Annotated in this window: 22 protein-coding genes and 1 tRNA gene; 16 read left to right on the plus strand and 7 right to left on the minus strand. The window is 65.4% G+C overall.

Annotated elements, in window-relative coordinates:
• Positions 1-152 precede the first annotated feature (152 nt).
• Positions 153-398: a hypothetical protein gene (locus V6F88_RS22815; RefSeq protein ID WP_332612437.1), complete on the plus strand. Its 246-nt coding sequence runs from the start codon at positions 153-155 to the stop codon at positions 396-398.
• A 172-nt stretch (positions 399-570) separates the two neighbouring features.
• On the opposite strand, the gene V6F88_RS22820 is transcribed toward V6F88_RS22815, so the two are convergent.
• Both V6F88_RS22820 and V6F88_RS22825 read right to left on the minus strand, forming a co-directional pair.
• A complete protein-coding gene (locus tag V6F88_RS22820; RefSeq protein ID WP_332612439.1) occupies positions 571-2,634 on the minus strand; it encodes a TonB-dependent siderophore receptor in 2,064 nt (687 codons plus the stop codon).
• A gap of 404 nt (positions 2,635-3,038) precedes the next feature.
• A tRNA-Arg gene (locus V6F88_RS22825) sits at positions 3,039-3,113 on the minus strand.
• 231 nt (positions 3,114-3,344) lie between these two features.
• Between V6F88_RS22825 and V6F88_RS22830 the strand changes: the two genes are divergently transcribed.
• Positions 3,345-4,295, plus strand: a complete 951-nt coding sequence (locus V6F88_RS22830; RefSeq protein ID WP_332612440.1) for a c-type cytochrome — start codon at positions 3,345-3,347, stop codon at positions 4,293-4,295.
• Positions 4,296-4,442: 147 nt separating this feature from the next.
• On the opposite strand, the gene V6F88_RS22835 is transcribed toward V6F88_RS22830, so the two are convergent.
• From V6F88_RS22835 to V6F88_RS22850, 4 genes are all read right to left on the minus strand, one after another.
• The gene (locus V6F88_RS22835; RefSeq protein WP_332612441.1) at positions 4,443-5,966 is read right to left on the minus strand and encodes a 3-hydroxyacyl-CoA dehydrogenase; all 1,524 of its coding nucleotides are present in this window, start codon (positions 5,964-5,966) and stop codon (positions 4,443-4,445) included.
• Positions 5,967-6,059: 93 nt separating this feature from the next.
• Positions 6,060-7,289, minus strand: coding sequence for a CaiB/BaiF CoA transferase family protein (locus tag V6F88_RS22840; RefSeq protein ID WP_046806604.1), 1,230 nt, complete (start codon positions 7,287-7,289; stop codon positions 6,060-6,062).
• A 206-nt stretch (positions 7,290-7,495) separates the two neighbouring features.
• Entirely contained in the window at positions 7,496-8,644 is a 1,149-nt protein-coding gene (locus V6F88_RS22845) for an acyl-CoA dehydrogenase family protein (RefSeq protein ID WP_046806605.1), read from the minus strand.
• Between the two features lie 51 nt (positions 8,645-8,695).
• A complete protein-coding gene (locus V6F88_RS22850) occupies positions 8,696-9,319 on the minus strand; it encodes a TetR/AcrR family transcriptional regulator (protein WP_046806606.1) in 624 nt (207 codons plus the stop codon).
• A 221-nt stretch (positions 9,320-9,540) separates the two neighbouring features.
• Between V6F88_RS22850 and V6F88_RS22855 the strand changes: the two genes are divergently transcribed.
• Both V6F88_RS22855 and V6F88_RS22860 read left to right on the plus strand, forming a co-directional pair.
• Positions 9,541-10,512, plus strand: coding sequence for an NAD(P)H-dependent flavin oxidoreductase (locus tag V6F88_RS22855; RefSeq protein WP_332612443.1), 972 nt, complete (start codon positions 9,541-9,543; stop codon positions 10,510-10,512).
• The gene (locus V6F88_RS22860) at positions 10,509-11,246 is read left to right on the plus strand and encodes an enoyl-CoA hydratase-related protein (RefSeq protein ID WP_332612445.1); all 738 of its coding nucleotides are present in this window, start codon (positions 10,509-10,511) and stop codon (positions 11,244-11,246) included. Before V6F88_RS22855 ends, V6F88_RS22860 begins: the two co-directional genes overlap by 4 nt.
• A gap of 57 nt (positions 11,247-11,303) precedes the next feature.
• Here V6F88_RS22860 and V6F88_RS22865 read toward each other — a convergent pair whose 3' ends face one another.
• Positions 11,304-12,137 carry an enoyl-CoA hydratase/isomerase family protein gene (locus V6F88_RS22865; protein WP_046806609.1) on the minus strand — a complete coding sequence of 278 codons (834 nt, stop codon included), beginning with the start codon at positions 12,135-12,137 and terminating at the stop codon, positions 11,304-11,306.
• A gap of 112 nt (positions 12,138-12,249) precedes the next feature.
• Here V6F88_RS22865 and V6F88_RS22870 point away from each other — a divergent pair, with 112 nt between their 5' ends.
• From V6F88_RS22870 to dapD, 12 genes are all read left to right on the plus strand, one after another.
• Positions 12,250-13,110 (plus strand): NAD(P)H-hydrate dehydratase, encoded by an 861-nt coding sequence (locus tag V6F88_RS22870; protein WP_332612447.1) that lies wholly within the window; start codon positions 12,250-12,252, stop codon positions 13,108-13,110.
• A 122-nt stretch (positions 13,111-13,232) separates the two neighbouring features.
• Positions 13,233-13,466 (plus strand): hypothetical protein, encoded by a 234-nt coding sequence (locus V6F88_RS22875; RefSeq protein WP_332612448.1) that lies wholly within the window; start codon positions 13,233-13,235, stop codon positions 13,464-13,466.
• Positions 13,467-13,874: 408 nt separating this feature from the next.
• The gene (locus tag V6F88_RS22880) at positions 13,875-15,488 is read left to right on the plus strand and encodes an ABC transporter substrate-binding protein (RefSeq protein WP_332612449.1); all 1,614 of its coding nucleotides are present in this window, start codon (positions 13,875-13,877) and stop codon (positions 15,486-15,488) included.
• A 93-nt stretch (positions 15,489-15,581) separates the two neighbouring features.
• Complete coding sequence (locus V6F88_RS22885) at positions 15,582-16,553, plus strand: succinylglutamate desuccinylase/aspartoacylase domain-containing protein (protein ID WP_332612450.1); 972 nt, start codon at positions 15,582-15,584, stop codon at positions 16,551-16,553.
• Between the two features lie 72 nt (positions 16,554-16,625).
• Positions 16,626-18,260, plus strand: coding sequence for an ABC transporter substrate-binding protein (locus V6F88_RS22890; protein ID WP_332612452.1), 1,635 nt, complete (start codon positions 16,626-16,628; stop codon positions 18,258-18,260).
• Positions 18,261-18,369: 109 nt separating this feature from the next.
• Positions 18,370-19,347 (plus strand): ABC transporter permease, encoded by a 978-nt coding sequence (locus V6F88_RS22895; protein ID WP_332612454.1) that lies wholly within the window; start codon positions 18,370-18,372, stop codon positions 19,345-19,347.
• 6 nt (positions 19,348-19,353) lie between these two features.
• On the plus strand, positions 19,354-20,271 hold the full coding sequence (locus V6F88_RS22900) for an ABC transporter permease (protein WP_332612456.1): 918 nt from the start codon (positions 19,354-19,356) through the stop codon (positions 20,269-20,271).
• Between the two features lie 139 nt (positions 20,272-20,410).
• The gene (locus V6F88_RS22905; protein WP_332612457.1) at positions 20,411-21,394 is read left to right on the plus strand and encodes an ABC transporter ATP-binding protein; all 984 of its coding nucleotides are present in this window, start codon (positions 20,411-20,413) and stop codon (positions 21,392-21,394) included.
• A complete protein-coding gene (locus V6F88_RS22910; RefSeq protein WP_332612458.1) occupies positions 21,391-22,401 on the plus strand; it encodes an ABC transporter ATP-binding protein in 1,011 nt (336 codons plus the stop codon). Before V6F88_RS22905 ends, V6F88_RS22910 begins: the two co-directional genes overlap by 4 nt.
• Positions 22,401-23,306, plus strand: coding sequence for an alpha/beta hydrolase (locus V6F88_RS22915; protein ID WP_332612459.1), 906 nt, complete (start codon positions 22,401-22,403; stop codon positions 23,304-23,306). The genes V6F88_RS22910 and V6F88_RS22915 overlap by 1 nt, the downstream gene beginning before the upstream one ends.
• A 39-nt stretch (positions 23,307-23,345) precedes the next feature.
• Complete coding sequence (locus tag V6F88_RS22920; protein ID WP_332612460.1) at positions 23,346-24,476, plus strand: M20 family metallopeptidase; 1,131 nt, start codon at positions 23,346-23,348, stop codon at positions 24,474-24,476.
• 106 nt (positions 24,477-24,582) lie between these two features.
• Positions 24,583-25,560, plus strand: coding sequence for a 2,3,4,5-tetrahydropyridine-2,6-dicarboxylate N-succinyltransferase (gene dapD, locus V6F88_RS22925; RefSeq protein ID WP_332612461.1), 978 nt, complete (start codon positions 24,583-24,585; stop codon positions 25,558-25,560).
• Positions 25,561-25,644: the final 84 nt, after the last annotated feature.

Raw genomic sequence — 25,644 nt, forward strand, 5'->3', positions numbered from 1 at the left:
AGGCGACGACTTTTTCGGGCAACGACTGCGCGCTAGGGGTTTTCCCGCCGCGAAAGAATTAGTTGGTGTGACCATGCGAAATACTGTACAAAAACACAGTGCGACGTGATACATTTCGCTCGCCCAAAAAACTGTCATCCAGGGAGAATCCTGTGTCAGAAGCCGCTCATCTTGTTCAGTACATCGTTGTGCCCTATCGCGCCGCCGCCAACGGCGTGGCGCCTGGGGAAATCCGTCCGGCCAGCAGCGAATTCGGCGCCATCCGAATCGCGAATTCGATGGCGTCCAAATTCGTGGGGGTTGCCGCCTACGAAGTGTGGATAGACAAAGAAACCGGCGATATGGAATCGCCCCGCATCCTGACGCAAATCGGCACGGTGCCGTCGCTGGATGATTGACGTTTGCCGTATCGACACGCCCGTTGCGTCGTCGTCCGGCCACGGGTCGGCAACGCGTCGATTGTTTTGACGCGTTGCCCGACACCGCTGTCATGGTCCCAGGGGCAGCGGCCCTGAAAGAGCTGGGCCGGCGCGCCGCATGAGGCCTGCGCCATGAAGCGAGGCCTCCGCCTCAATACGTGTAGCTGACGCCCAATTGCGCGGTGCGCGGCGCACCGGGATACACGTAGGTATTGAACGCGCCCTCGTCGTAATTGCGGTTGAACACGTTCGTCACGTCCAGGTTCACGCGCAGGTGCTTGTTGACCTGGTAGAAGCTGTACAGGTCCACCGCCACGTAGGCGCCCATGTTGTACGAAGAGGCCACGGTCTGGCCGGCGCGGTCATCCACATAGCGCACACCGGCGCCCAGGCCCAGACCCCGCGCCGGGCCTTCGTGAAATTCGTACATATTCAACAGGCTTAGCGTGTTGCGCGGGATGTTGGCCAGGCGCGTGCCACGCGGCAGCGTGTTGTCTTCGGTGACCTTGGCGTCCACATACGAATAGCCGCCGATGACCCGCCATTCACGCGTGATGTTGCCCGCCACGTTGACATCGATGCCACGGCTGCGCACCTTGCCGGCCGCAACGCGATAGGTGGAGTCGGTAGGGTCCACCGTCAGCACGTTTTTCTTGTCGATCTGGTAGGCGGCCACATCCACGCTCAGGCGGCGGTCCAGCAATTCCCATTTGGCGCCCACTTCAAACGACTTGCCCTGTTCGGGATCGAAGCCCTTGCCTTGGCGGTCGGCGCCCGTGTTCGGCTTGTACGAGCGCGCCGTGTTGGCGTAGACGGCCAGGGTATCGGTCAGGTCATAGATGAGGCCCAGGCGCGGCGTGACGGCCGTATCGGTGGTGCGCCAACGGCTTCCCGCGGGCAGCCGGTCGCGGTAGGTGTGTTCGAAGCGTTCGAAGCGCAGCCCGGCCAGCAGCTTGAAGCGATCGGTCAGCGCCACTTGGTCTTGCACGAAGGCGGCCCAGGTCTTGAGGTTTTCGTTGTCGTGCGTGGTGATGCGTGTCAACGCGGGGCGTGGCTGCCCCAGCACGGGATCGTAAAGATCGATGGGATAGGCAGCGGCACCCGCGGCCGAACGCCGGATGATGGACCGGTAATCGTAGTCTTCGACCTCGATACCGGTCAGCAGCGTGTGACGTAGGCCGCCCGTGCTGAAGTTGCCGGTCAGGTTCAGCTGGACGTCGCGGTCCGTCCAGTCCAGCTTGCGGTAATTGAAGTTGCGACCCAGCGTGCGGCCGTCCGCCTGCAAGGCGTTCGCTTCGACGGCGTTTCCTTTCAGCGTGCCGTCCAGCCACTGTGCCCCGCCGCCCAGTTTCCAGTTGTCGTTAAGCGCATGTTCGAAGCGCAGCTGCACCACGTTGTTGTCGTTGTGCAGCTTGTTGTCGGTGCCCGTCTCCCAGACGTTGGTGGCGCGCGAGGCGCGTTCGGTCTGGGTGGGATAGCGCGTCAGACCGCGGTCCAGCGGATGGTTGTTGCGCATCATCTCGGCTTCCAGCGTGATGCGGGTGGCGGCGCCGGGTTGCCAGCTGATCACCGGCGCAATGCCATAGCGTTCGGTGCTGACATCATCACGAAAGCTGTCGCCGCCTTCGGCCAGTGCGTTGACGCGATAGGTGAGACTGCCGTCTTCGTTCAGCGCGCCGGTGGTGTCGAGGGTGGCGCGGCGCATGCCGTGCGTATCGACCTGCGTGCCCACGGTTACGCGCGATTCCGCCTCTGGCTGCTTGGTCACCACGTTGAACGTGCCGCCGGGGTCGCCTCGGCCATACAGGCTGGTGTTGGGACCCCGAATGACTTCCAGCCGTTCCAGCGTGTAGGAGTCGGGCGCATTGGGATAGCCGCGATTGATGGGAAAGCCGTTGCGGTAGTACTCGCCAGTCGTGAAGCCGCGCACGGTGACGGTGGTCAGCCCCTGCCCGCCGAAGTTGTTGGCGCGGCCGACGCCGCCGGCGTAATCCAGCACTTGCTCCAGGCGCGTTGCGTTGGTGTCTTCGACGACGTCGCGGGGCACCACGGTGATCGACTGCGGCACATCGTGCAGCGCGGTGTCGGTGCGCGTCGCGCTAAGCGAACGCGTGGCCCGATAGCCGATCACCGGGCCGTCGGCACGCTCGGCATCCCCATAAACGCTGACCGCCTCGAGCTGGACGGGTGGTGTTGTGCCGGCGTCATCGGCCAACGCCGGGGGAACCGCTGTGTTTAAAAGACATGCCGAAAAGATGACGCGCCGCATTCCAAGATCCGAGAATTTTTAAGTGGCGCGATCTTACTATCGATGAAATCGATTCGCATTCTCAGAAATGTAATGGGGCGTGATGTCCACTTTTCACAACATGGCAACGGGCCGGATGCGTGGCATGTGCGGCATTGCGGCAGCGGCAAGCAGGAGGCAAGCGTGGGAAAGCCGGGATGGAAAATTGCATGGGGGGGTAAAGCGGCGGGAAAGGCGAAGGGTATTGCGCCGGGGGTAATGCGTAGGGGGTAATGCGTAGGGGTAATGCGTAGGGGTAATGCGTGGGGGTAATGCGTGGGGGTAATGCGGAGGGGGTACTGCGGAAGTAACACAAGCGCTGTGCACGTTGGTGGTGCGCCCGACAGGAATCGAACCTGTATCAAGAGCTTCGGAAACTCTCATTCTATCCATTGAACTACGGGCGCAGCGCAAGGAGGCGACATTGTACCTAGTTTTCGATAGGCTGCATGAAGTGGGTCAAATCTTCCGCCAATCTCATCGAAAACCCGGTCAGATGCATTGGACGCTCGTCCCTGACACCGTTATATAATCCAGCGTTTGCTTGCAGGCGGATGTCCGACTTGTCCGCCGATTTGTGCAGTTACTGATTTTCTGTTGCCGCCGCCAGGCGCCCCACCCGTTAGCAGGATTTGGTCATGAGCAACGAGCAGGAACACATAGAAGAGCACTCCTCCCCCATCAAGACCCCCAAGCAACTGGTCGTCACGATCGTCCTGTCTTTCGTGATCCCCATCGCCATCATCATCCTCCTGGTGAACATGGTGGTCTCCGGTACCAAGACCGGAGCCGGCTCGGATTCCCTGTCCCCTGAAGCGGTCACCAAGCGCATCGCCCCGGTGGCGGGGTTTGAGCTTGTGGACGCCAATGCGCCCAAGGTATTCAAGACGGGCGAACAGGTCTTTGCCGCCGTCTGTACGGCCTGTCACACCGCCGGCGTGGCCGGCGCACCGAAGATGGGCGACAACGCAGCCTGGGCGCCGTTCATCAAGTCGGGCTACGACACCATGTTGAATGTGGCCTTGCACGGCAAGGGCGGCATGCCGGCCAAGGGTGGCAACCCGACGCTGTCCGACTACGAAGTGGCGCGCGCGGTGGTCTATATGGCCAACAAGTCGGGCGCCTCGCTGCCTGAACCGGCCGCTCCGGCGGAAGAAGGCGCGAAGAAGGAAGCGGACGCCGCCCCGGCGGCTGCCGCAGCAACGGCTGCCGCAGCACCGGCTGCCGCAGCTCCGGCTGCCGCAGCACCGGCTGCCGCAGCCCCCACAGCCCCCGCAGCCGCCGCTCCTGCCCCGACCGCCGCGGCGCCGGCTCCTGCCGCTGCCCCGCAACAGGCCGCCGCCGTCAACCCGGCTGGCGAAAAGCTCTACAAGAGCGTCTGCTTCGCCTGTCACGCCACCGGCGTGGCCAACGCGCCCAAGTTCGGCGACAAGGCTGCCTGGGACCCCTACATCAAGACCGGCATGGACGCCATGGTGAAGGTCGCCATGCAAGGCAAGCCGCCGATGCCGCCCAAGGGCGGGGCCGCCAACGCCTCGGAAGAAGACATCCGCGCCGCCGTTCAGTACATGGTGGATCACGCCAAGTAAACCCGGCGTATGTCGCCGGAGCCGCGATGCGGATGACCCGGACAGTAAAAAGCCCCTTGAACATTCAAGGGGCTTTTTTATGGTGCGTTACGGGTAAGGGCAACGCCGGGACGCCGGGACGCCGGGCCGCCGGAACGCCGCTGCGGCTTATTCCGCCGACGACTTCAACAGCGACATGCCCAGCTGCACCCGGCGTTGCAGCCAAAGGCTGGGGCGATAGCGCGGGTCGCCCGTCACGCGTTGCATGCTTTTCAGGATTTCCAGGATGCGGTCGGCACCCAGCTTGTCGCCCAGCGCCAGCGGGCCCACGGGGTAGCCCAAGCCCAGCGTCACGGCCTTGTCGATGTCTTCCGGCGTGGCGATCTGCTGCTGCGCGATATCGCTGGCGATGTTGACGATCATCGCCACGATGCGCTGGGCGATGAAGCCCGGTGAATCCTCGATCACCGTCACCGGCACGCCATCGGCGGCCAGCAGGGCATGCGCCGCGTCGCGCCATTTGGCTTCGGTGGCAGGCGACACCATGATGGTGCGGCGCTTGGCGCCATCGAAGGCGTAAAGCGCGTCCAGGCCCACCGTGCGGCCGGCATTCAGGCCTTGTGCCGACACCGTCGTCGACACGTCATCGCCAAACGGCGTGACGATGATCAGCGCGTCCGCGTCGGGCGACGCGCCGGTGACCAAGGTGGCGCCCAGCTTTTCAACCAGCGCCGATGCACGTGCGTAGCCTTCCGCGTGCTTGGGGCTGACCCACACCTTCAGGCCGTCGGGCAGCGCCGGCACCGGCGGTTCAGCGGGCACTTGCTTTTGGCCATCGGCGTAAACATAGAAGCCTTCGCCGGCCTTGCGCCCGATCAGCCCACCGGCCAGACGCACCGTGGTGATGGGCGACGGACGAAAGCGCGCTTCGTCGAAGAACTGGCGGTAGATGGATTCCATCACCGGATGCGACACGTCCAGCGCGGTCAGGTCCAGCAGTTCGAACGGGCCCATGCGAAAGCCGGCCTGCTCGCGCATCACGGCGTCAACCTGGGCGAACGTGGCCACAGCCTCTTGGGCCACGCGCAGCCCTTCGGTGTTCATGCCACGGCCCGCGTGGTTGACGATGAAACCCGGCATGTCCTTGGCGCGCACGGGCGTGTGGCCCATGCGGCGCGCCAGGTCGGCCAGCGCGTCGCCCACTTCGGGCGCGCTGCGCAGGCCGTCGATGACTTCCACCACCTTCATCAACGCCACCGGGTTGAAGAAGTGATAGCCGGCCACGCGGCGCGGGTGCTTGCAGGCAGCCGCGATGGCGGTAATGGATAGCGACGACGTGTTGGACGCCAGGATGCAGTCTTCCGAGACCACGCCTTCCAGGGCGGCGAACAGGTCGCGCTTGACGTCCAGACGTTCAACGATGGCTTCCACGACCAACTGGCAGGCCGACATATCGGTCAGCGCGGTGGCGGATTCCACGCGTTCCAGCGCGGCTTGTGCGTCGGCGGCGGTCAGCTTGCCCTTTTGAGCGAGCTTGTCCCACGTCTGGCGCAACGATTCGCGCGCGGCCGCCACGGCGTCGGCGCTGGTGTCGTACAGGCGCACACGCAGCCCGGCTTGCGCCGCGATCTGCGCGATGCCGCGCCCCATGGCCCCGGCGCCCACGACGCCGATGGTTTGAATCTCCGTCATCAACTCTCTCCTGCCTGTATTGGGTATTGGAATGGTGGTGCGCGCCGCGGCATGGCGCACGGCAAGCGGGCGGCGCCTGGCCGCCCGCCGCGATCAGGGCTGGCTTTGAGCCAGCGCCTGGATTTCTTCAGCCGACAAACCCAGCTTTTCCGCCAGCACCTGCGCGGTGTGCTCGCCCAGCATGGGCGGCGGACGGCGGTATTGGACCGGGCTGTCGGAGAACTTCAGGGGGCTGGACGCCATCGGCACCTTGCCGGCGGCCGGATGCGGAAGTTCGCGCTTCATTTCGCGCGCCAGCACGTGCGGGTCTTCGTAGACCTGGTCCAGCGTATTGATGGGGCCGGCCGGCACGCCCACGCCTTCCAGCGCCGCCAGCCAGTGGTCGCGCGCGCCGGTGGCCATGCGCTCGGCCAGTAGCGGCACGAGTTCGGCGCGGTTCTTCACGCGTTGCGGGTTGGTGGAAAAACGCGGGTCGGCGGACAGCTCCGGCAGACCGATGGCGCCGCAATAGTTGCGGAACTGGCTGTCGTTGCCCACCGCCACGATCAAGTGGCCGTCGGACGCGGCGAACACCTGGTAAGGCACCAGGTTCTGGTGCGCGTTGCCCGCGCGCTGGGGTGCCACGCCCGAGGTCATGAAGTTCAGGTTTTGATTGGCCATCATGCTGACCTGGCAATCCAGCAGCGCCATGTCGATGTGCTGGCCCAGCCCGCTGTTGGCGCGCTCCAGCAGCGCGGCCAGGATGCCCACGGTGGAATACATGCCGGTCATCAGGTCGGCCACGGCCACGCCGGCCTTTTGCGGGCCACCGCCGGGCAGGTCGTCGCGCTCGCCCGTGATGCTCATCAGGCCGCCCATGCCCTGGATCATGAAGTCATAGCCGGGGCGGCTGGCGTACGGGCCGGTCTGGCCGAAGCCGGTGATCGAGCAATAGATCAAACGCGGGTTGATGGCCTTCAGGCTTTCGTAGTCCAGGCCGTATTTCTTCAGGCCGCCTACTTTGAAGTTTTCCACCAGGATGTCGCTTTGCAGGGCAAGTTCCCGTACCAGCTCGGCGCCGCGCGGCGAGGCGATGTCCAGCGCCACCGACATCTTGTTGCGGTTGGCGGACAGGTAGTAGGCGGCTTCGGTGGTGTCGTTGCCCGCTTCGTCCTTCAGGTACGGAGGCCCCCACGCGCGCGTGTCGTCGCCCGAGCCGGGCCGTTCGATCTTGATGACCTCTGCGCCTAGGTCGGCCAGGTTCTGGGTACACCAGGGGCCCGCCAGCACGCGGGTCAGATCCAGCACGCGTATGCCGGTAAGGGGAGCGGGACGTTGCGACATCTGTAGTCTTTTCGCTAGATGAGAAATGAAAACGTCCGGCTTGCGGCCACGCGCGAAGCCAGACTGGAATTCCGTCATGCCGGCGGGTTGAGCCGCCGGCGCGTCATACCCGGACGCGGACCGTTAGGGTCGCGCCCGCGGCACCATTCGTCAATCCGGATATTAGCTGTTTGGACACTATGACCGGATTTCGGGGCGGAAAACGCTCAGGAATGCGCCTTGATCGTTTCGCGCGCGATCACCAACTGCTGGATCTGCGACGTGCCTTCAAAGATGCGGAACAGGCGCACGTCGCGGTAGAAGCGTTCAACGGCGTATTCCGACATGTAGCCCGCGCCGCCATGGATCTGCACGGCGCGGTCCGCGACGCGGCCCACCATTTCGGTCGAGAACAGCTTGCAGCAGGCGGCTTGCATGGTGGTGTTCTCACCACGATCGCGCATGCGGGCGGCATCCAGCACCATGCAGCGCGCGGCGTAAAGCTCGGCCTGGCTGTCGGCGATCATGGCCTGAATCAGCTGGAATTCGGCGATGGGCTGGCCGAACTGCTTGCGTTCCATGGCGTACTTGACCGCGTCGGCCAGCAAGCGGTCGGCAATGCCCACGCACAGCGCCGAGATGTGCAGCCGGCCCTTGTCCAGCACGCGCATCGACGTGCGGAAACCGTTGCCCTCTTCACCGCCCAGCAAGGCGCTGGCCGGGACGCGGCAGTTGTCGAACACCACATCGCTGGTCAAGGCGCCGGCCTGGCCCATCTTTTTGTCGGGCTTGCCGATGATGAGGCCGGGCGTGCCGGCTTCGACCAGAAAGCACGAAATGGAGTTGGCGCGGCGTTCGGGCGCCGTGCGCGCCATCACCGAGAACAGGCCGGCGATGGGCGCGTTGGTGATGTAGCGCTTGGTGCCGTTGAGCACGTAGCTGTCGCCGTCGCGCTCGGCGGACAGGCGCAGCGCCATTGCGTCGGAACCGGCGTCCGGCTCCGTCAACGCGAATGAGCCGATCAGCTCTCCGCTGGCCAGCTTGGGCAGATAGCGCGCGCGCTGTTCGTCCGTGCCCGCCAGCACGATGGCTTGCGAGCCGATGCCGATGTTGGTGCCCGCCAGCGAACGGAAGGCGGGCGAGGTCTGGCCCAGTTCGAACACCACGCGCACTTCTTCTTCCATCGTCAGGCCCAGGCCGCCGAAATCAGGCGAAATGGACAGGCCGAACAGGCCCAGTTCGCGCATTTCGTTAACGATGTCCGGCGGCACCTGGCCGCTGGTGGCCAATTCGTCTTCGGCGGGAATCAGGCGTTCGTGCACGAAGCGGTGCACGGCGTCCAGCAACAGGTTCAGGGTTTCAGTGTCGAGGGCCATGGTGCAAGTCTCAGAAGATGGATAAGCAGGCAGAGGGTCGGTGGCCGTGCGTCAGGCGCGCATGCCGCCCACCAGTAAATCGAAATAACCGTCGGCGATGGTCTCGGCGCTGTCGCCCTGGCCGGGCTTGTACCAGCGCACCATCCAATTAAGCATGGACAGCACGGCGCGGCCGGTCGCGGCCACATCCAGCGGGCGGAACACGCCCTGCTCCACGCCTTGCGCAATCACTTCGCGCAGGCGCTTTTCGTAGCCATCGCGCAGGCGGGCGGCGTCTTCGCGTTCGGGCAGCGCCATGCCGGAATAACCGATCAGCATGGTGACGAATTCGGCATGGTGCTGTTCGAAGTAGCGGGCGTGGCCGACCATGAACGCGCGTAGCCGGGCGGCTGCGCCCTGGGCGGCGGCCACATCCTGGCCGACGCTTTGGGTCAAACCATTCAGCACGCCCAGGATGATGGCGTCATAAATGTCCTGCTTGGTGGTGTAGTAGTGATAGATGGCGGCCTTGGACACGCCAATGGCGGCGGCCAGGTCCGACACCGAACTGCCGTCGTAACCGCTTTGGGCGAAGAGCTTGGCGGCTTCTTCCAGGATGCGTTCGCGGGGCGCCACCAGCGTGGGCGGGCGGCCGGCGCGGGCGCGTTTCTGAACAGGAGGGGCGGAGGTCGCCATGACAGCCTTTGGAGGGTTGCGCCGAGGTCCCCGCGCGGGTCGGATGACCTTGCATTGACAGCGGTTCGGCGCATGCCGTTAAATAAAGATTAATTAATTACCGGACGGTCGGTAGGTAATTATAGGCACATCCGCCTTTTGGGCTCAAGATGGTTTTTCGGTGCCCGAGTGCTTGCGGGCAAGCCCTTTCTGGACTGACCTGGACACAACGCGACGACGCTATGCCCCACTCTCTCGTGACAGATTTGTATGGCCAGATGTCCCTGCCGGTCATCAGCGCCCCCATGTTCATCGTCTCAAACCCGCAGTTGGTGATCGCGCAGTGCACAAGCGGCATCGTGGGTTCGTTCCCCGCGCTGAACGCGCGTCCGCAAAGCCTGTTGACCGACTGGCTGGATGAAGTCCAGGCCGGGTTGGCCTCGCACCGGGAAGCCAACCCCGGCGCCGTCGTGGCGCCGTTTGCGGTCAACCAGATCATTCACCAGTCCAACGACCGACTGGAACAGGACCTGGCCGTTTGCGCCAGCCACCGCGTGCCGCTCATCATCACCAGCCTGCGCGCCCCCGGCGATCTAGTCAAAGGCGTGCACGACTGGGGCGGTAAGGTTTTTCACGACGTCACCACGCTGCGCCATGCCGAAAAGGCACTGGAAGCGGGCGTCGATGGACTGATCCTGGTGTGCACGGGCGCGGGCGGCCACGCCGGCACGCTTAGCCCCTTTGCGCTGTTGTCCGAAGTGCGCCGCTTCTATGACGGCCCGCTGATCCTGTCCGGCGCCATCACGTCCGGCGCGCACGTGCTGGCGGCGTTGGCGATGGGCGCCGACTTTGCCTATATGGGTACGCGCTTTATCGCCAGCCAGGAAGCCAACGCCAGCGAGGGCTACAAATCCGCCATCGTCCAAGCCAGCGCGTCCGACATCCTGTACACGCCGTTCTTCACCGGCATCCCGGGCAATTACCTGAAGGCCAGCATTACCGCGTCGGGGCTGGACCCGGCCAACCTGCCGCAGCCGGACAGCGAAGCATCCAACTTCGGATCCTCGCGGGTCAAGCCGTGGAAAGACATCTGGGGCGCGGGCCAGGGCGTGGGCGGCATCGCCAGCGTGTTGCCCACGCGCGAAATCGTCGCCACGCTGCGCCGCGAATATGCCGAGGCCAAGGCGCAACTGGAAGGCAGGTCGTTCGCATGAGCGCGGGGCTGAAAGTCGCCCGCGACGGCGCGGTGCTGACGCTGACCATCGACCGCCAGGACCGCCGCAACGCGCTGGACACCGCCACCTACGCCGCGCTGACCGAGCAGCTGTCGCTGGCCAGCGCCGACCAGGCGGTCTCGGCGGTGATCCTGACCGGCGCGGGCCAGCACTTCACGGCGGGCAATGATCTGCGAGACTTCCAGGCCGAACGCGGCGCGGGCGATAGCGCGGGGCTGACGTTCCTGCGGGCGCTGTCCACGGCCGACGTGCCGGTGATTGCGGCGGTCGAGGGCTACGCCATCGGCATCGGCGTCACCTTGTTGCAGCATTGCGACTTTGTCCATATTGGCCAGGGCGCCACGCTGCGCATGCCGTTTGTGGCGCTGGGCCTGTGCCCCGAAGGCGCGTCCAGCCTGCTGATGCCGCGCCTGGCGGGCCGACGCGCGGCCGAATGGTTGTTGCAGGGCAAGGCGTTTTCGGCTGAGGACGCGCGCGACGCGGGCCTGGCCACCAGCGTCACGGCGGCGGGCGGGGCGCTGGCCGCGGCACAGGCCACCGCCGCCGACCTGGCCGGCCAACCGCCGGCCGCATTGCGCCTGACCAAGGCCATGATGAAACGCGCTGATCGATCAGCCATCCAGGAAACGCTGGACTACGAAACCCAGCAGTTCCGCGCCCGCCTGCAAACCGAAGAGGCGCAGGCGGCGTTCGCGAAGTTCTTCAAGAAATAGCGGACGACGCGCGGGGGATTGCAGGCGGTTGAGTCCACGCCCCCCCCGCGCGCCGCATCAAAACGGCGAATCAGGCCGGAAATTGGGTGCCCGACGTTCGCGCAGGGACTGGATGCCTTCCTTGACGTCCGGCCCGCCAAATCCCATGAATTCCAGCGCCAGCGACGTATCGAAGCTGGGGCCGGCCATGCGCAGCCAATTGTTCAGCGAATACTTGGTCCAGCGGATGGCGGTTTGCGATCCGGCGGCCAGCTTGTTGGCCACTTCAAAGGCGCGGGGAATCAAATCGGCTTCATCGACGCACAGCGACACCAGGCCGATGCGTTCGGCTTCTTCGCCCGTCACGGTTTCGCACAGCATCAGGTAGTACTTGGCCTTGGCCATGCCGCACAGCAGCGGCCAGACGATAGCGGCGTGGTCGCCCGCCGTCACGCCCAGGCGGGTGTGGCCGTCGATGATGCGGGCGTCGCGCGCGGCAATCGAGATGTCGGCCAGCAGGCCGGCTACCAGCCCCGCCCCCACCGCCGCGCCGTGCATGGCGGACACGATGGGCTTGTTGCAGTTGATGATGTTGTAGACCAGGTCGCGCGCTTCGCGCCAGACGCGGGTGCGCACGTCAAAATCGTCGGCCATCTGCTGCACCAGCTCCAGGTCGCCGCCTCCCGAAAAGCCCTTGCCTTCGCCACGGATCACCACGACTCGGGTGTCGGGGTCGGTGTCGATGTCGCGCCAGATGTCCGCCAGCTCGCGGTGCATGCGGTCATCCGCCGTGGACAGCTTGCCGGGCTGGCCGCCCTTGGCGCCCATGATCAGCTCCAGCACGCCACCGGGGTGCCGGCGCAGCTTCAGGGATTCATAGGCTGAATAGTGTTGCAGCGTGATATCGGTCATTGTCTACTCCGGGGTTGTCGGGGGCTGCCGGGCGTACAGGCCGGCATGTTTTTGCGCACTATAGTGGATACACGAACGCCGCCCAGCCGCTTGTCCCCAGGAGCCTCAGCCAATGAACACCCCCGCCCCGACCGCCGGCGCCCCCATTGACCGCGCCAGCCTGCCAGCCCTGTTCGCCCCCCGCGACGCTGACACGCACAAGGGCAGCTTCGGCACGGTCGGCGTGGTGGGTGGCGGCCCCGGAATGACAGGCGCGGCACTGCTCGCCGCCCGCGCCGCCTTGTTGACCGGAGCGGGCAAGGTGCTGGTGGGCTTTGCGCAGGAAGCGTCGCCGCTGGCTTGCGATCCGCAACAGCCGGAATTGATGCTGCGCGATGCCCGCTCGCTGCTGGACACCGATTGGGGCGTGACTACCTGGGTGGCGGGTTGCGGCATCGGGACCGGCGGGCTGGCGGCCAACGCCCTGTCGGAACTGTTCGTGCTACGGCGCCAAACCCCGCTGGTGCTGGACGCCGACGGGCTTAACCTCTTGGCCAGCGGCGGCATCCAGCCCAATTGGGGCGCCGGCCCGGTTGTGCTGACGCCGCATCCTGCCGAAGCCGGCCGCCTGCTGGGCATCCCCGTCGCCCAGGTGCAGGCGGACCGCCCCGGCGCCGCCTGGAAACTGGCACAGCGCTATCAATGCTGGGTGGTGCTGAAAGGCGCGGGCACGGTGGTCTGCCACCCGGCTCGCGGCATCCGGGTCAATACCAGCGGCAATCCCGGTTTGGCCACGGCCGGCACCGGCGACGTTCTGGCAGGAATGCTGGGATCTTTATTGGCACAGACGCTGCCCGAGGATCAAGCCGTGCCCGGCGCCGTCTGGCTGCACGGCGCGGCGGCGGATGCGCTGGTGGCAGCCGGTGTGGGCCCGATCGGCCTGACCGCCTCAGAGCTGCCAAACGCGGCCCGCGCCCTGCGCAATGGCCGCTAAGTCCCCGTCAAATAAACATTTTTACAACATACTAGGGGTTTTCCCTAAAACAATCATTGCGCCGCCCCTAGGGTTATCCCTATAATGGTTTTCACCAAGACGAAACGGACTGGAGAAAGACCATGACTGAACTGACCCTGAATAGCACTGCCCGCCTGACCGACGCGCTGGAGCGCGACCTGCTGCGCGGCGCCCTCGAAAATCAACCCAATTCCCACCCGCTGACCAGCCTGAAGAAGGCCGGCCAAGCCGTGATCGCCGCTGTTGCTGGCGTGTTCGCCTTCATCGACGAAGTCAACGAATCGATGAACAAGGCCCGCGCCGCCAGCTCGCGCTTCTCCGGCTCGCAGTGGTAAAAACAGCCGCGCTGGGCTGAAATCGCGACGATCTCCCGCGATTTCGCCCGGCGCGCTGTCGTTGCACGGCCCGCTTGCCAGCCAAGCGCCCCGGCAACGAGTATCTGGCGCCGTCCCTCACAGGCGCCTTCGCGCCGCGCCGGTTCCCGTGATGTACAACGAGAACCCTCGCGGCGCCCTCTTTGGCCCTGCGCCACCCCCCTCTTCTCGGCGTTTTCCCTAGCGCCTGGTTCGCCGTTCTTCATTGACAGCGCGCGAAGCCCCTACCGATAATCGGCCCCTTGCCGTCGTGCCTGGCGCCTTCCCCTTCCCAAAGCATCTCTTGCGGTCGACACGCTGTGTTTGCCCCGGCCTTGGTGGTTGTCGCGCAGGCACGATCCGGTTCGTTATTCCTCCGGAGTTGTCACCATGAAGTTGCGCACCACCCTGGCCCTTGTGGCCGCCGCCATTCCCTTGGCAGCCGCCCAAGCCCAGACGCTGAAGATCGGCCTGTCGGCCGAACCCACTTCGGCGGACCCCCACTATCACAAGATGACGCAGAACGACGCGTTCTCGGCGCACGTCTACAGTTCGCTGGTGGGCCGCAGCGCCGACATGAAGTTGACGCCCCAACTGGCCAAGTCCTGGAAGAACCTGGACGACCTGACCTGGGAATTCAAGCTGCGCGACGACGTCAAGTTCTCGAACGGCAAGCCGTTCACGTCCGAAGACGTGCTGTTCACCATCTGCCGCACGCTGAACAACGAAACCAACGTGTCGCAGTCCTACATGGACATGACCAAGCGCATCACGGACGTGCAAACGCCCGACGCGCACACCGTCATCATCAAGACCGGCGAGCCCTTCCCCCTGATGCCCGCCGAGCTGGCCCGCTCGCTGCCCATCGTCTGGAACGGCATTGTCGAGCACGGCAAGCTCACGTTCGATCCCAAGAAGGGTTGCGGCGTGACGGGCCCGTGGCCCACGGTTGCCGACTTCAACAACGGCAAGGATTCCATCGGCACCGGCCCCTACACCCTGAAGTCCTACGTGAAGGGCACCGGCATCGAACTGGTCCGCAACGAGAACTACTGGGGCGAGAAGCCGCACTGGAAGGAAGTGAAGTTCGTGCCGGTGCCCTCCGCCGGCCCGCGCCTGACCGGCCTGCTGTCGGGTGACTTCGACATGATCGAAAACCCGGCCGCGCGCGACCTGCCGCGCCTGAAGGACAACCCGAAGTTCGGCTTTGTGGCCACGCCGTCCACCCGCCTGGTGTTCTTCCAGCCGGACGTGGGCCGCAACCCCAGCCCGTTCGTCAAGAGCGCCGACGGCAAGAACCCGCTGCAAGACCTGCGCGTGCGCAAGGCGATTTCGATGGCCATCGACCGCAAGACCATCACCGCCCGCATCATGGACGGCATGGCCACCCCGGCCTACCAGTTCATGCCCGACGGCATGTTCGGCGCGCTGCCCAAGGCCCCGGAAATCAAGTACGACCCGGAAGGCGCCAAGAAGCTGCTGGCCGAAGCCGGCTACCCGAACGGCTTTGAATTGACGTTGTCGTCCACCAACGACCGCTACGTCAACGACGGCCAGGTCGCTCAAGCCGTGGCGCAATACCTGGCCCGCGTCGGCATCAAGACCAACGTGGACGCCATGACGGCATCCATCTATTTCCCAAAGCGCGCCAAGCGCGAGTTCAGCTTCTCGATGGGCGGCTGGCCGGCGGAAACGGGTGAAGCCTCGGCGTTGTTCCAGCTGTGGGTTGCGTCCCTGGATTCGCCCAACAGCCTGGGCACCAGCAACTACGGCGGCTTTTCCAATGCCGATTTCGACAAGGTCTACAAGCAGGCCATCGTGACGGTGGACGCGCCCAAGCGCGAGAAGCTGTTGCAGGAATCCACCCAGATCGCCCTGGACAACGTGCCGCTGATCCCGCTGCACTTTGAAAGCAGCATCTGGGCCTTCCGCAAGGGCATCACCTACGAAGGCCGCCGCGACCAGTACACCCTGGCCACGTCCGTCACGCCCGACAAGAAGTGATCCACCGCGTCTGAACCAGGAAACGGCTGCCCTGCGCAGCCGTTTTTTTTGGTCGGATACCCTATACAATTCCCCCGCTTCATCGGAGTTGCCATGCCCACGCCTACCCCCGCGGCCCGTCCGCGCCCTTTTCTTTTAGCCTGTCCGGATTTGTCGGCCGAACGCTTGGGCAATACGGATACGCCCGGCGTCTGGCATTTCGATTCCGGCGTGCCCGGCAAGCGCGTCATGTTGAGCGCGCTGATCCACGGCAACGAGCTGTGCGGCGCCTGGGCCCTGAAAGAAGCACTGACGGCCGGGCTGCGTCCCCGCCGGGGTACGCTGACGCTGGCCTTCTGCAACCTGGCCGCATTCGACCGCTTTGATTCCACCAACTACGCCCCCGCGCGCTTTGTCGACGAAGACATGAACCGCGTCTGGAGCGACGACAAGCTGACGGTGCCCATCAGCCAGGAACGCCGCCGCGCCGCGCAAATCCGTCCATGGGTCGAACAGTCCGACTGGTTGCTGGACTTTCATTCCATGAGCAATTCCGACGTGCCGCTGCAACTGACCGGCATGGAACAGCGCAATATCGACCTGGCCCTGGCGCTGGGCAACCCCGCCACCATCATTGCCGACGCGGGCCATGCGGCCGGCGTGCGCATGCGCGACTATGGCCGCTTTGGCGAGGCCGGCGACAACGGCACGAGGTCCTTGCTGATTGAATGCGGCTTCCATGGCGCGCCCGAAGCGCGCGGCGTGGCGGTGGACCAGATGGCCCGCTTCCTGCTCCAAGCCGGCACGCTTGACCGCGCGGACATCCCCGCCGGCTGGATCGAACCCGCCGCGGCCCCACAGCGCGCGCTGCGCGTGACCCACGCCGTTGCGGCAAAAAGCGCCGACTTCCGTTTTGCCGAACCCTGGAAAGGGTTGGAAACGCTGGCCACCGCCGGCACCGTCATCGGCTGGTCCGAAGGCGAACCGGTCGTCACTCCGTATGACAACTGCGTGCTGATCATGCCGTCCACCGCCAACCTGCGGCCCGGCGTGACCGTCGTGCGGCTGGCGCAGCCTATTGGCTGATTGACACCCACAGGCACCAACGAGCGGCGCCCATCCACGAGGCGCCGCCGACCATTCAAAACAAGGGAAAGCATGTCCATCCAGGTATCCACCCGCAGCGCATTACTGGCCTTGGCCTGTACGTTGGCCGGCGCCCCCGCCGCCATGGCCCAGACGACGCCGACCACGTTGAAGATCGGCCTGTCGTCCGAGCCCACGTCGATGGACCCGCACTACCACCAGGCCACGCCCAACGATGCGATGACCTCGCACATGTTCGAGACGCTGGTGGGCCAGGACGCCAGGATGGACCTGATTCCGCGCCTGGCCACGGGCTGGAAGGCGCTGGACGACACCACCTGGGAATTCACGCTGCGCGAGAACGCCCGATTTTCCAACGGCCAGCCCTTCACCGCACAGGACGTCATCTTCACGTTCTGCCGCGTGATGAATAACGAACAAGCGATTGGCGGTTCGTACCCGGCGATTGTGCAGAAGTTTGCCGACGTCCAGGCGCAAGGCAGCAACAAGCTGGTCATCAAGACGCACAAGCCCTATCCGCTGCTGCCCAACGACCTGACCCGCACGGCCATGCTCTGGAGCGGCATCGTCGAACACGGTTCCATCACCTTCGACTTGAAGAACAAGTGCGGCGTGACCGGCCCCTGGCCCACCGTTGCCGACTTCAATGGCGGCCGCGATGTGATCGGCACCGGCCCGTACACACTGAAGTCCTATGTGAAGGGCACGGCCATCGAGCTGACGCGCAACGACGGCTATTGGGGTGACAAACCCGCCTGGCAGCACGTCAAGCTGATCCCCGTGCCGGCCGCCGGCCCGCGCCTGACGGGCCTGTTGGCCGGTGACTTCGACCTGATCGAAAACCCCGCCGCGCGCGATGTGAAGCGCATTTCGGAAACGCCGGGCTTCGGCCATGTGATCACGCCGTCGGTGCGGGTGGTGTATTTCCAGTTTGATGTGGGCCGCAGCCCCAGCCCCACCGTCAAGGCCGCCGACGGCAAGAACCCCTTGCAGGACGTGCGCGTGCGCCGCGCCATTTCCATGGCGATCGATCGCAAGACCATCGCCGCGCGCATCATGGACGGCGCCGCCACGCCCGCCAACCAGTTCCTGCCCGACGGCATGTTCGGCACGCTGCGCCATCCGCCCGAACTCAAGTACGACCCTGAAGGCGCCAAGAAACTGCTGGCCGAAGCCGGCTACCCCAACGGCTTCGACCTGACCATTTCGTCCACCAACGACCGCTACATCAACGACGCCCAGATCTCGCAGGCCGTGGCGCAGTACCTGTCGCGCGTGGGCATCAAGACCACGGTCGACGCGATGACGCGCTCGGTGTATTTCCCCAAGCGGGCCAAGCGCGAATTCAGTTTTGCCATGGGCGGCTGGTCGTCTGAGACGGGCGAGGCGTCGTCTTTCCTACAATACTGGGTCAGCCGGTTCGACAAAGAGCACGGCCTGGGCACCAGCAACTATGGGGGTTACGACAACCCCGAGTTCGACGGCGTGTTCAAGCGCGCGCTGGTGACCGTGGACCCGGCCGAGCGGGAAAAGCTGCTGCAACAGTCGCTGGCGATTGCGCTGGCCGACCTGCCCAGCATTCCCCTGCACTTTGAAAGCAGCATCTGGGCGTTCAAGAAGGGGCTGGTCTACGAGGGCCGTGCGGATCAGTACACGCTGGCCATGTCGGCCCGACCGGCCAAGTAGTCGCCCAAGTAATCGCCCAAGTAAGCAACCAAACAACCCAACCCACTCAACACGCCAAGCCAACACCCGGCGCGCCAAGAAACCCTGAGCCCACCAAGGAAATCATCACGTGGCCTTGTTCATCCTGCGCAGACTGATCCAGAGTCTGTTCGTACTGCTGGCCGTATCGGTCGTGGTCTTTTTCGCGGTGTATGCCGTGGGCGACCCGATCGAACTGCTGGTCAGCCCCGAAGCCAGCCAGGCCGCCCGCGAGGCGATGATCGCCCGCCTGGGCCTGGACCTGCCCGTGTGGCAGCAATACACCGGGTTCCTGTGGCGCGCGCTGCATGGCGACCTGGGCACGTCGTTCGTGCACGGCATCCCGGCCATTGAGCTGATCGTGCAGCGCATTCCCGCCACGTTCGAACTCGTCATCGTGGCCATCATGCTGACCTGTGTGATCGGGATTCCACTGGGGCTGGTGGCCGGCCTGTACCGCGACGACTACCTGGGCCGCGGCATCATGGCGTCGTCGGTGCTGGGCTTTTCGCTGCCGAACTTCTGGCAGGGCATGATGCTGATCCTGCTGTTCGCCGTGTGGCTGGGCTGGCTGCCGGCCACGGGGCGCGGCGACACCGTCACCGTGCTGGGCGTGCGCCTGTCCATCCTGACGGCCGATGGCTGGTCGCACCTGATCATGCCGGCCATCAACCTGGCGCTGGCCAATATCGCGCTGGTCCTGCGCCTGACGGCCTCGGGCGTGGTCGAGGCGCGCAGTCAGGACTACGTGAAATTCGCGCGCGCCAAGGGCGTCAAGCCCGGCCGCATCGTGCGCCGCCACATTCTGCGCAACATCCTGATCCCGGTCGTGACCGTGATCGGCATGGAATTCGGCAGCCTGATCGCCTATTCCACCATCACCGAAACCGTCTTCGCGTGGCCCGGCATGGGCAAGCTGCTGATTGACAGCGTCTACCAGCTGGACCGCCCGGTGGTGGTCGCCTACGTGATGCTGGTCACCCTGATCTTCGTGGTCATCAACCTGGTTGTGGACATCCTGTACGCGGCGCTCGACCCGCGCGTGCAGCTGGTGGCCTCCGCTCAATAATCCGCCATGGCTAACTCTCCCAATCCCGGCCGCACCCGCACCGTCCAGCCTCTGGCCGAGACCCCGCAGCGCGCCTCCATCCTGAAAAAACTGCATGCGCGCCCCACCGTGCGCGGCTCGGTCATCGCGCTGGCCATCCTGATCATCCTGGTGGTGTTCGCGCCCTACTTCGCGCCGCAGAACCCCTATGACCTGGCCAACCTGTCGCTGATGGACGGCCGGCTGGCGCCGCGCCAGGCGCTGATGGACGGCAGCATCGCGTGGCTGGGCACCGATGACCAGGGCCGCGACATGCTCAGCGCCATCCTGTACGGCCTGCGCATCAGCCTGATGGTGGGCTTGTCGGCCGTGGTGCTGGCCACCGCCATCGGCGGCGCCATCGGCCTGATCGCCGCCTATGTCGGCGGCCTGGTCGACACCATCCTGATGCGCATCGTTGACTTCATCCTGGGCTTTCCCACCATCCTCGTGGCGCTGGTGCTGCTGGTGGTGCTGGGACGCGGGGTGGACAAGGTGATCCTGGCGCTGGTGCTGGTGCAGTGGGGGCACTACGCCCGCATCATGCGCAGCCGCGCGTTGCAAGAGCGCCGCAAGGAATACGTGGAAGCCGCCGCCAACCTGGGCTTTCCGGCCTGGCGCATCATGGTGTTCCACCTGCTGCCAAACTGCCTGGGCCCCGTCATGGTGTTCGCCACCATCCAGATCGCAACCGCCATCGCGCTGGAAGCCACGCTGTCCTTCCTGGGCGTCGGCGTGCCGATCACCGAGCCCTCGCTGGGCCTGTTGATCTCCAACGGATTCCAATACCTGCTGTCCGGCGATTACTGGATCAGCCTGTTCCCCGGCATTGCGCTGCTGGTGCTGATTCTTTCCATCAATATCGTGGGCGACCGCCTGCGTGAAAGCCTGGACCCCAAACGATGACGCCCACCCCCGAAGCGCGATGCGCTTCCCCCTCAAGGGGGCATGCCGGCGGACCGGCAAAGCCGGCTCCGCGGCATCCCGATGGCGCGACTCCCGTGGCATACGCTGCGGGTAGCCTGTGGCGCAATGGACTACTGAAATGAGCGACATTCTTCTTGATGTGCGCGGACTGCGCACTGCATTCCATACCGAAGCCGGCGCGTACCTGGCCGTTGACGGCGTCGACATTACCGTTCGCCGTGGCGAAATCGTGGGCCTGGTCGGTGAATCGGGCTCCGGCAAATCCGTGACCGGTTTCTCGCTGCTGGGGTTGATCGACCCACCCGGGGAAGTGGTGGACGGCGAAGTGAAGTTCAAGGGCACCGACCTGCGCAAGCTGACGGAAGAGCAGATGCGCCAGTTGCGCGGCAACCGCATCGCCATGATCTTCCAAGACCCCTTGATGACGCTGAACCCGGTGCTGCGCATCGGCGAACAGATGATGGAAGCCATCCTCACGCACGAAAACGTGTCGCGCGCGCAAGCCGAGGAACGTTGCCGCGAGGCGCTGGCGATGGTGGGCATACCGTCGCCGGAATCGCGCTTGAAGAGCTATCCGCACGAGTTCTCGGGCGGTATGCGCCAGCGCGTGGCAATTGCCATCGCCATGCTGAACAAGCCCGACCTCATCATCTGCGACGAACCCACGACCGCGCTGGACGTCACCATCCAGGGCCAGATTCTTTACCGCATGCAAGAGATCTGCCGCGAGCACAACACCGCGCTTATCTGGATCACGCACGACCTGGGCGTGGTGGCTGAACTGGCCGACCGAGTCGCCGTCATGTACGCCGGCCGCATCGTTGAAAGCGGCCCGGTCGAACAGGTGCTGGCCGCGCCGCGCCACCCGTACACGCGCGGCCTGCTGGATTCGATGCCCGGCGCCACGCAACCCGGCGCGCGCCTGCACCAGATCAACGGCATGGCGCCCAGCCTGGCGGGCCGCCCTTCGGGCTGTGCGTTCAGGCCGCGCTGCCCCAAGGCGGTCACGCGCTGCACCGAACAAGCCCCCTCCGTTACCACCGAAGGTCCGCGCAGCTACCGCTGTTACGTGCCGATAGCCCGCGAGGCACAGCAAGCATGAGCCAAGCCGATACTCCCGTCATCGAGCTCAAGAACGTCCACAAGCGATTCGAACAGCGCCCCGATCTGGCCCAGCGCATCCTGGCCCTGACCGGCCGCCCGCTGGACCGCCGCACGGTGTATGCCGTGAACGGCGTGGACCTGTCCATCAAGCGCGGCGAAGTCGTCGGGCTGGTGGGCGAGTCCGGTTGCGGCAAGTCCACGTTGGGACGCGTCGTGGCCGGCTTGCACCGCCAGACCGAAGGCGAACTGCTGTATCAGGGCCGCGATGCCGTGCGCCTGCGTGGCGCCGACAAGCTGGCCTATACGCTGGGCGTGCAGATGATTTTCCAGGACCCGCAAGCGTCCTTGAACCCGCGTCAGCGCCTGCGCCAGATCCTGGGCGAATCGCTTAAGGTCCACAAGCTGGCGCCGCCGGCCGAGATCCCCGCGCGCATCGACCAGGCCTTGAAGGAAGTGGGCCTGGACGCCGAATACCGCGACCGCTTTCCCCACCAGATTTCCGGCGGCCAGCGCCAGCGCATCGGCATCGCCCGCGCGCTGATGGTGGCGCCCAAGTTCCTGGTCTGCGACGAGCCCGTGGCCGCGCTGGACGTGTCGATTCAGGCGCAGGTGATCAACCTGTTCATGGACCTGCGCGAGCAGCACGGTTTCACTTACCTGTTCATCAGCCACGACCTGGGCGTGGTCAAGCACATCTCGGATCGTGTCGCGATCATGTACCTGGGCAAGATCGTGGAAATCTCCACGTCGGCCGAGATCTTCGCGCGCGCCAACCATCCCTACACCCAGGCCCTGATGGCCGAAGTGCCGGACGTCTCCCGCCGTGGCCGCAAGTTCACGCCGATCAAGGGCGAAATCCCGTCGCCGCTGAACCCGCCGCCGGGCTGTACCTTCAACCCCCGTTGCCCCCACGCCATGCCGCGCTGCCGCGAGCAGGCGCCGGTCCTGAAAGAAATCTCGGCGGGCCACTGGTCGGCCTGCCACCTGAACGAAGCGAGCGCCTGATGAAACCCTCCGACATGTCCAACGTGGACCGCATCGCCATCGAAATGGGCCATGCGGGCCGCAACACCATCCAGTACATCGACGAAGACCGCAATTCGGATCGTCCGTTCAAGCTGCAAACGTATCGGCCGTACGGCTACACGCCCGACCGCCCGGTCGTCATCGTGCAGCACGGCGTGCTGCGCAACGGCGATGAATACCGCGATTTCTGGGTCGAGGCCGCCGACAAGCACAAGCTGCTGATCGTGGCGTTGACGTTCTCCAACGAAATCTGGCCGGGCGTGGAAAGCTACAACAACGGCCGCGTGTTCTCGGCCGGCGGCAACCCGCGCCACATCGACGGCTGGACCTACGCGCTGGTGGGCAACGTCATCAAGGACATGATTGCCGGTGAAATCACCGACGGCCAGAACGTCTACCTGTTCGGCCATTCGGCCGGCGGCCAGTTCGTGCACCGCCTGATGAGCAGCCAGTCGCACGCGCCGTTCAAGGCCGTCGCGGCGGGCAACCCGGGCTGGTACACGCTGCCCACGTTCGACTATCCGTTCCCTGAAGGCATGGACGGCGTGGGCTTGACCGAAGACCACCTGGTCAAGCTGCTGGCCTATCCGATGACGATCCTGGCCGGCGACCAGGACATCGCCACCGACGACCCCAACCTGCCGTCCGAGCCCGCCGCCATGCGCCAGGGCCCGCACCGCTTTGCGCGCGCGCAGAACTACTACGACTTCGGCAAGCGCGAAGCCGAGCGCCGTGGCGTGCCGTTCGGCTGGACGCTGCAAGTGGTGCCCGGCATCGGCCACGATGGCCGCGCCATGTCGGCCGTGTGCGCCAGCTTGTGGTTTGACGGCCAGATGCCCGATGCCGCCGAACTGGCCCGCCTGGCCGGTCAGCAGGTCGCCTGATCGTCTTTTTCCCTTTCATTGCTGAAACCCGATACCGCCATGTCCAACACCCAAAGCACTGAACAGATCGTCGCCGGCATTCAAAGCTGGCTGCAATGCGAATCGCCGTCGAACTACCCCGACGGCATCGCCGCCATGGCGCGCATCATCGCCGACTACGCGGCCGCCGCGGGCTTGAGGGTGGAACTGTCGTCGCTGGGCCCCACCACGGGCCCGTTGCTGTACGCCACCAACCGCGCCCCCGGCGACACGCGCCCCGGCATCCTGATCCTGGCGCACATGGACACGGTGCATCCGGTGGGCACCCTGCTGGAGAACCCGGTCCGTATCGACGGCGACCGTCTTTACGGCCCGGGCAGCTACGACATGAAAGCGGGTATCTATCTGGCGCTGACGGCGCTGGCCGGCGTGGCGCGCCCCGGCGCGACGCAGCTGCCGGTGGACTTCCTGGTGGTACCCGACGAAGAAACAGGCAGCCATGCCTCGCGCGTGCACATCGAACGCTTTGCCGCCAACGCCAAATACGCGCTGGTGTGCGAACCGGCCCGCCCGAACGGCGGCAAGTGCGTCACGGCGCGCAAGGGCACGGGCATGTTGAACCTGAACGTAAAGGGCCGCCCGGCGCACGCCGGCATGCAGCACGAAAAGGGCCGCAGCGCGATTCGTGAAATGGCGCATCAGGTGTTGGCGCTGGAAGCCATGACCGATTACGACCGTGGCATCACGGTCAGCGTGGGCACCATCGCCGGCGGCACGGTTACCAACACCGTGCCCGCGCTGTGCCGCTGCGTGGTGGACTTCCGCGTGCCCGACATGGGCGCGGCCGAAGACGTGCTGCGCCGCATGCGCGAACTGTGCGCGGTGGGGCCTGACGTTGAACTGGACATCAACGTCGAATTGAACCGCCCGCCGATGGTCAAGACGGAAGCGGCGGCAGCCTTGCTGGCCTTGGTGCAAGGCTACGCGGACCGCGCCGGCTTCCTGCTGGAAGATGCGCCCATGACGGGTGGCGGCAGCGATGCCAACTTCACCTCTGCGATGGGCATCCCCACGCTGGACGGCCTGGGCGCGGACGGCGACGGCGCGCATACCTTGAACGAGTACGTGCTGGTGTCCACGCTGGAACAGCGGTTGAAGTTCTGGGAATTGCTGCTGCGCGAACTGGCCTGAAGAACGGGCCGGGAAAGCGGGCCGGTGACTTCCCGATTCACCGGCCCGCCTCAGGCCCCACTCAGGCCTCACCATTCAATCCACGTCAACGCTACGCCCATCCGCCATGTCCGACACCTCAGACAGCGCCATTGCCTACGGTCTTGCCACGCTGGCGGCCGACGGCACCGTCCTTGACACCTGGTACCCGCGCCCGTCGCTGGCCGATCACACGCCGGCGGGGGGCACGCGCCACCTGACGCCAGAGGAAGCGCGCGCGGCGCTGGGCGAACACGTGCCCACCGCGCTGGTGCGCGACACGCGCCGCAAGGTCGATATCGTGGCGGTGCGCACGGCCATCGCGTCACTGGCTGCGCCACCGGCAGACGCGCACGATGCCTACCTGCGCCTGCACCTGCTCAGCCACCGTCTGATCCGGCCGCACGAGGCCAACCTGGACGGCTTGTTCGGCGTGTTGTCCAACGTGGCATGGACCTCTGCCGGGCCGTGCGCGGTGGATCAGGTCGATGCCCTGCGCTGGCAATTGCGCGCCACCGGGCAGGTGCTGGAAATACGAGGCGTGGACAAGATCCCCCGCATGACCGACTACGTGGTGCCCAGCGGCGTGCGCATTGCCGACACGGCACGCGTGCGGCTGGGAGCGTACCTGTCGCCAGGCACCACCGTGCTGCACGAAGGCTTCTGCAATTTCAACGCCGGCACGCTGGGCGCTTCGATGGTCGAAGGCCGCATCAGCGCGGGCGTCATCGTCGATGACGGCAGCGATATCGGCGGCGGCGCGTCCATCATGGGCACGATGTCGGGTGGCGGCAAGCAGGTGGTGTCCATCGGCAAGCGCTGCCTGCTGGGCGCCAATTCCGGCATCGGTATTTCGCTGGGCGACGATTGCGTGGTGGAAGCCGGCTGCTACATCACGGCGGGCACGCGCGTGTTGACGCCCGAAGGCGCCGTGGTGAAAGCCGCGTCGCTGGCGGGCCGGCACGGCCTGCTGTTCCGCCGCAATTCACAAACCGGTGTGGTGGAAACCTTGGTGCGCACGGCGGCCTGGGGCACGTTGAATCCGGCGCTGCACGCCGGGCATTAATCTCGCCGCGCAGCATGCAAAAAGGGCCGCTCGTAGCACGATGGCGGCCCTTCTTCATTGCGTTTCAAGCGCGCCCGTTACGCC

Origin of the sequence: Achromobacter sp. ESBL13 (genome assembly GCF_036668755.1) — a bacterium.
In the GTDB taxonomy this organism is placed as follows: domain Bacteria; phylum Pseudomonadota; class Gammaproteobacteria; order Burkholderiales; family Burkholderiaceae_B; genus Achromobacter.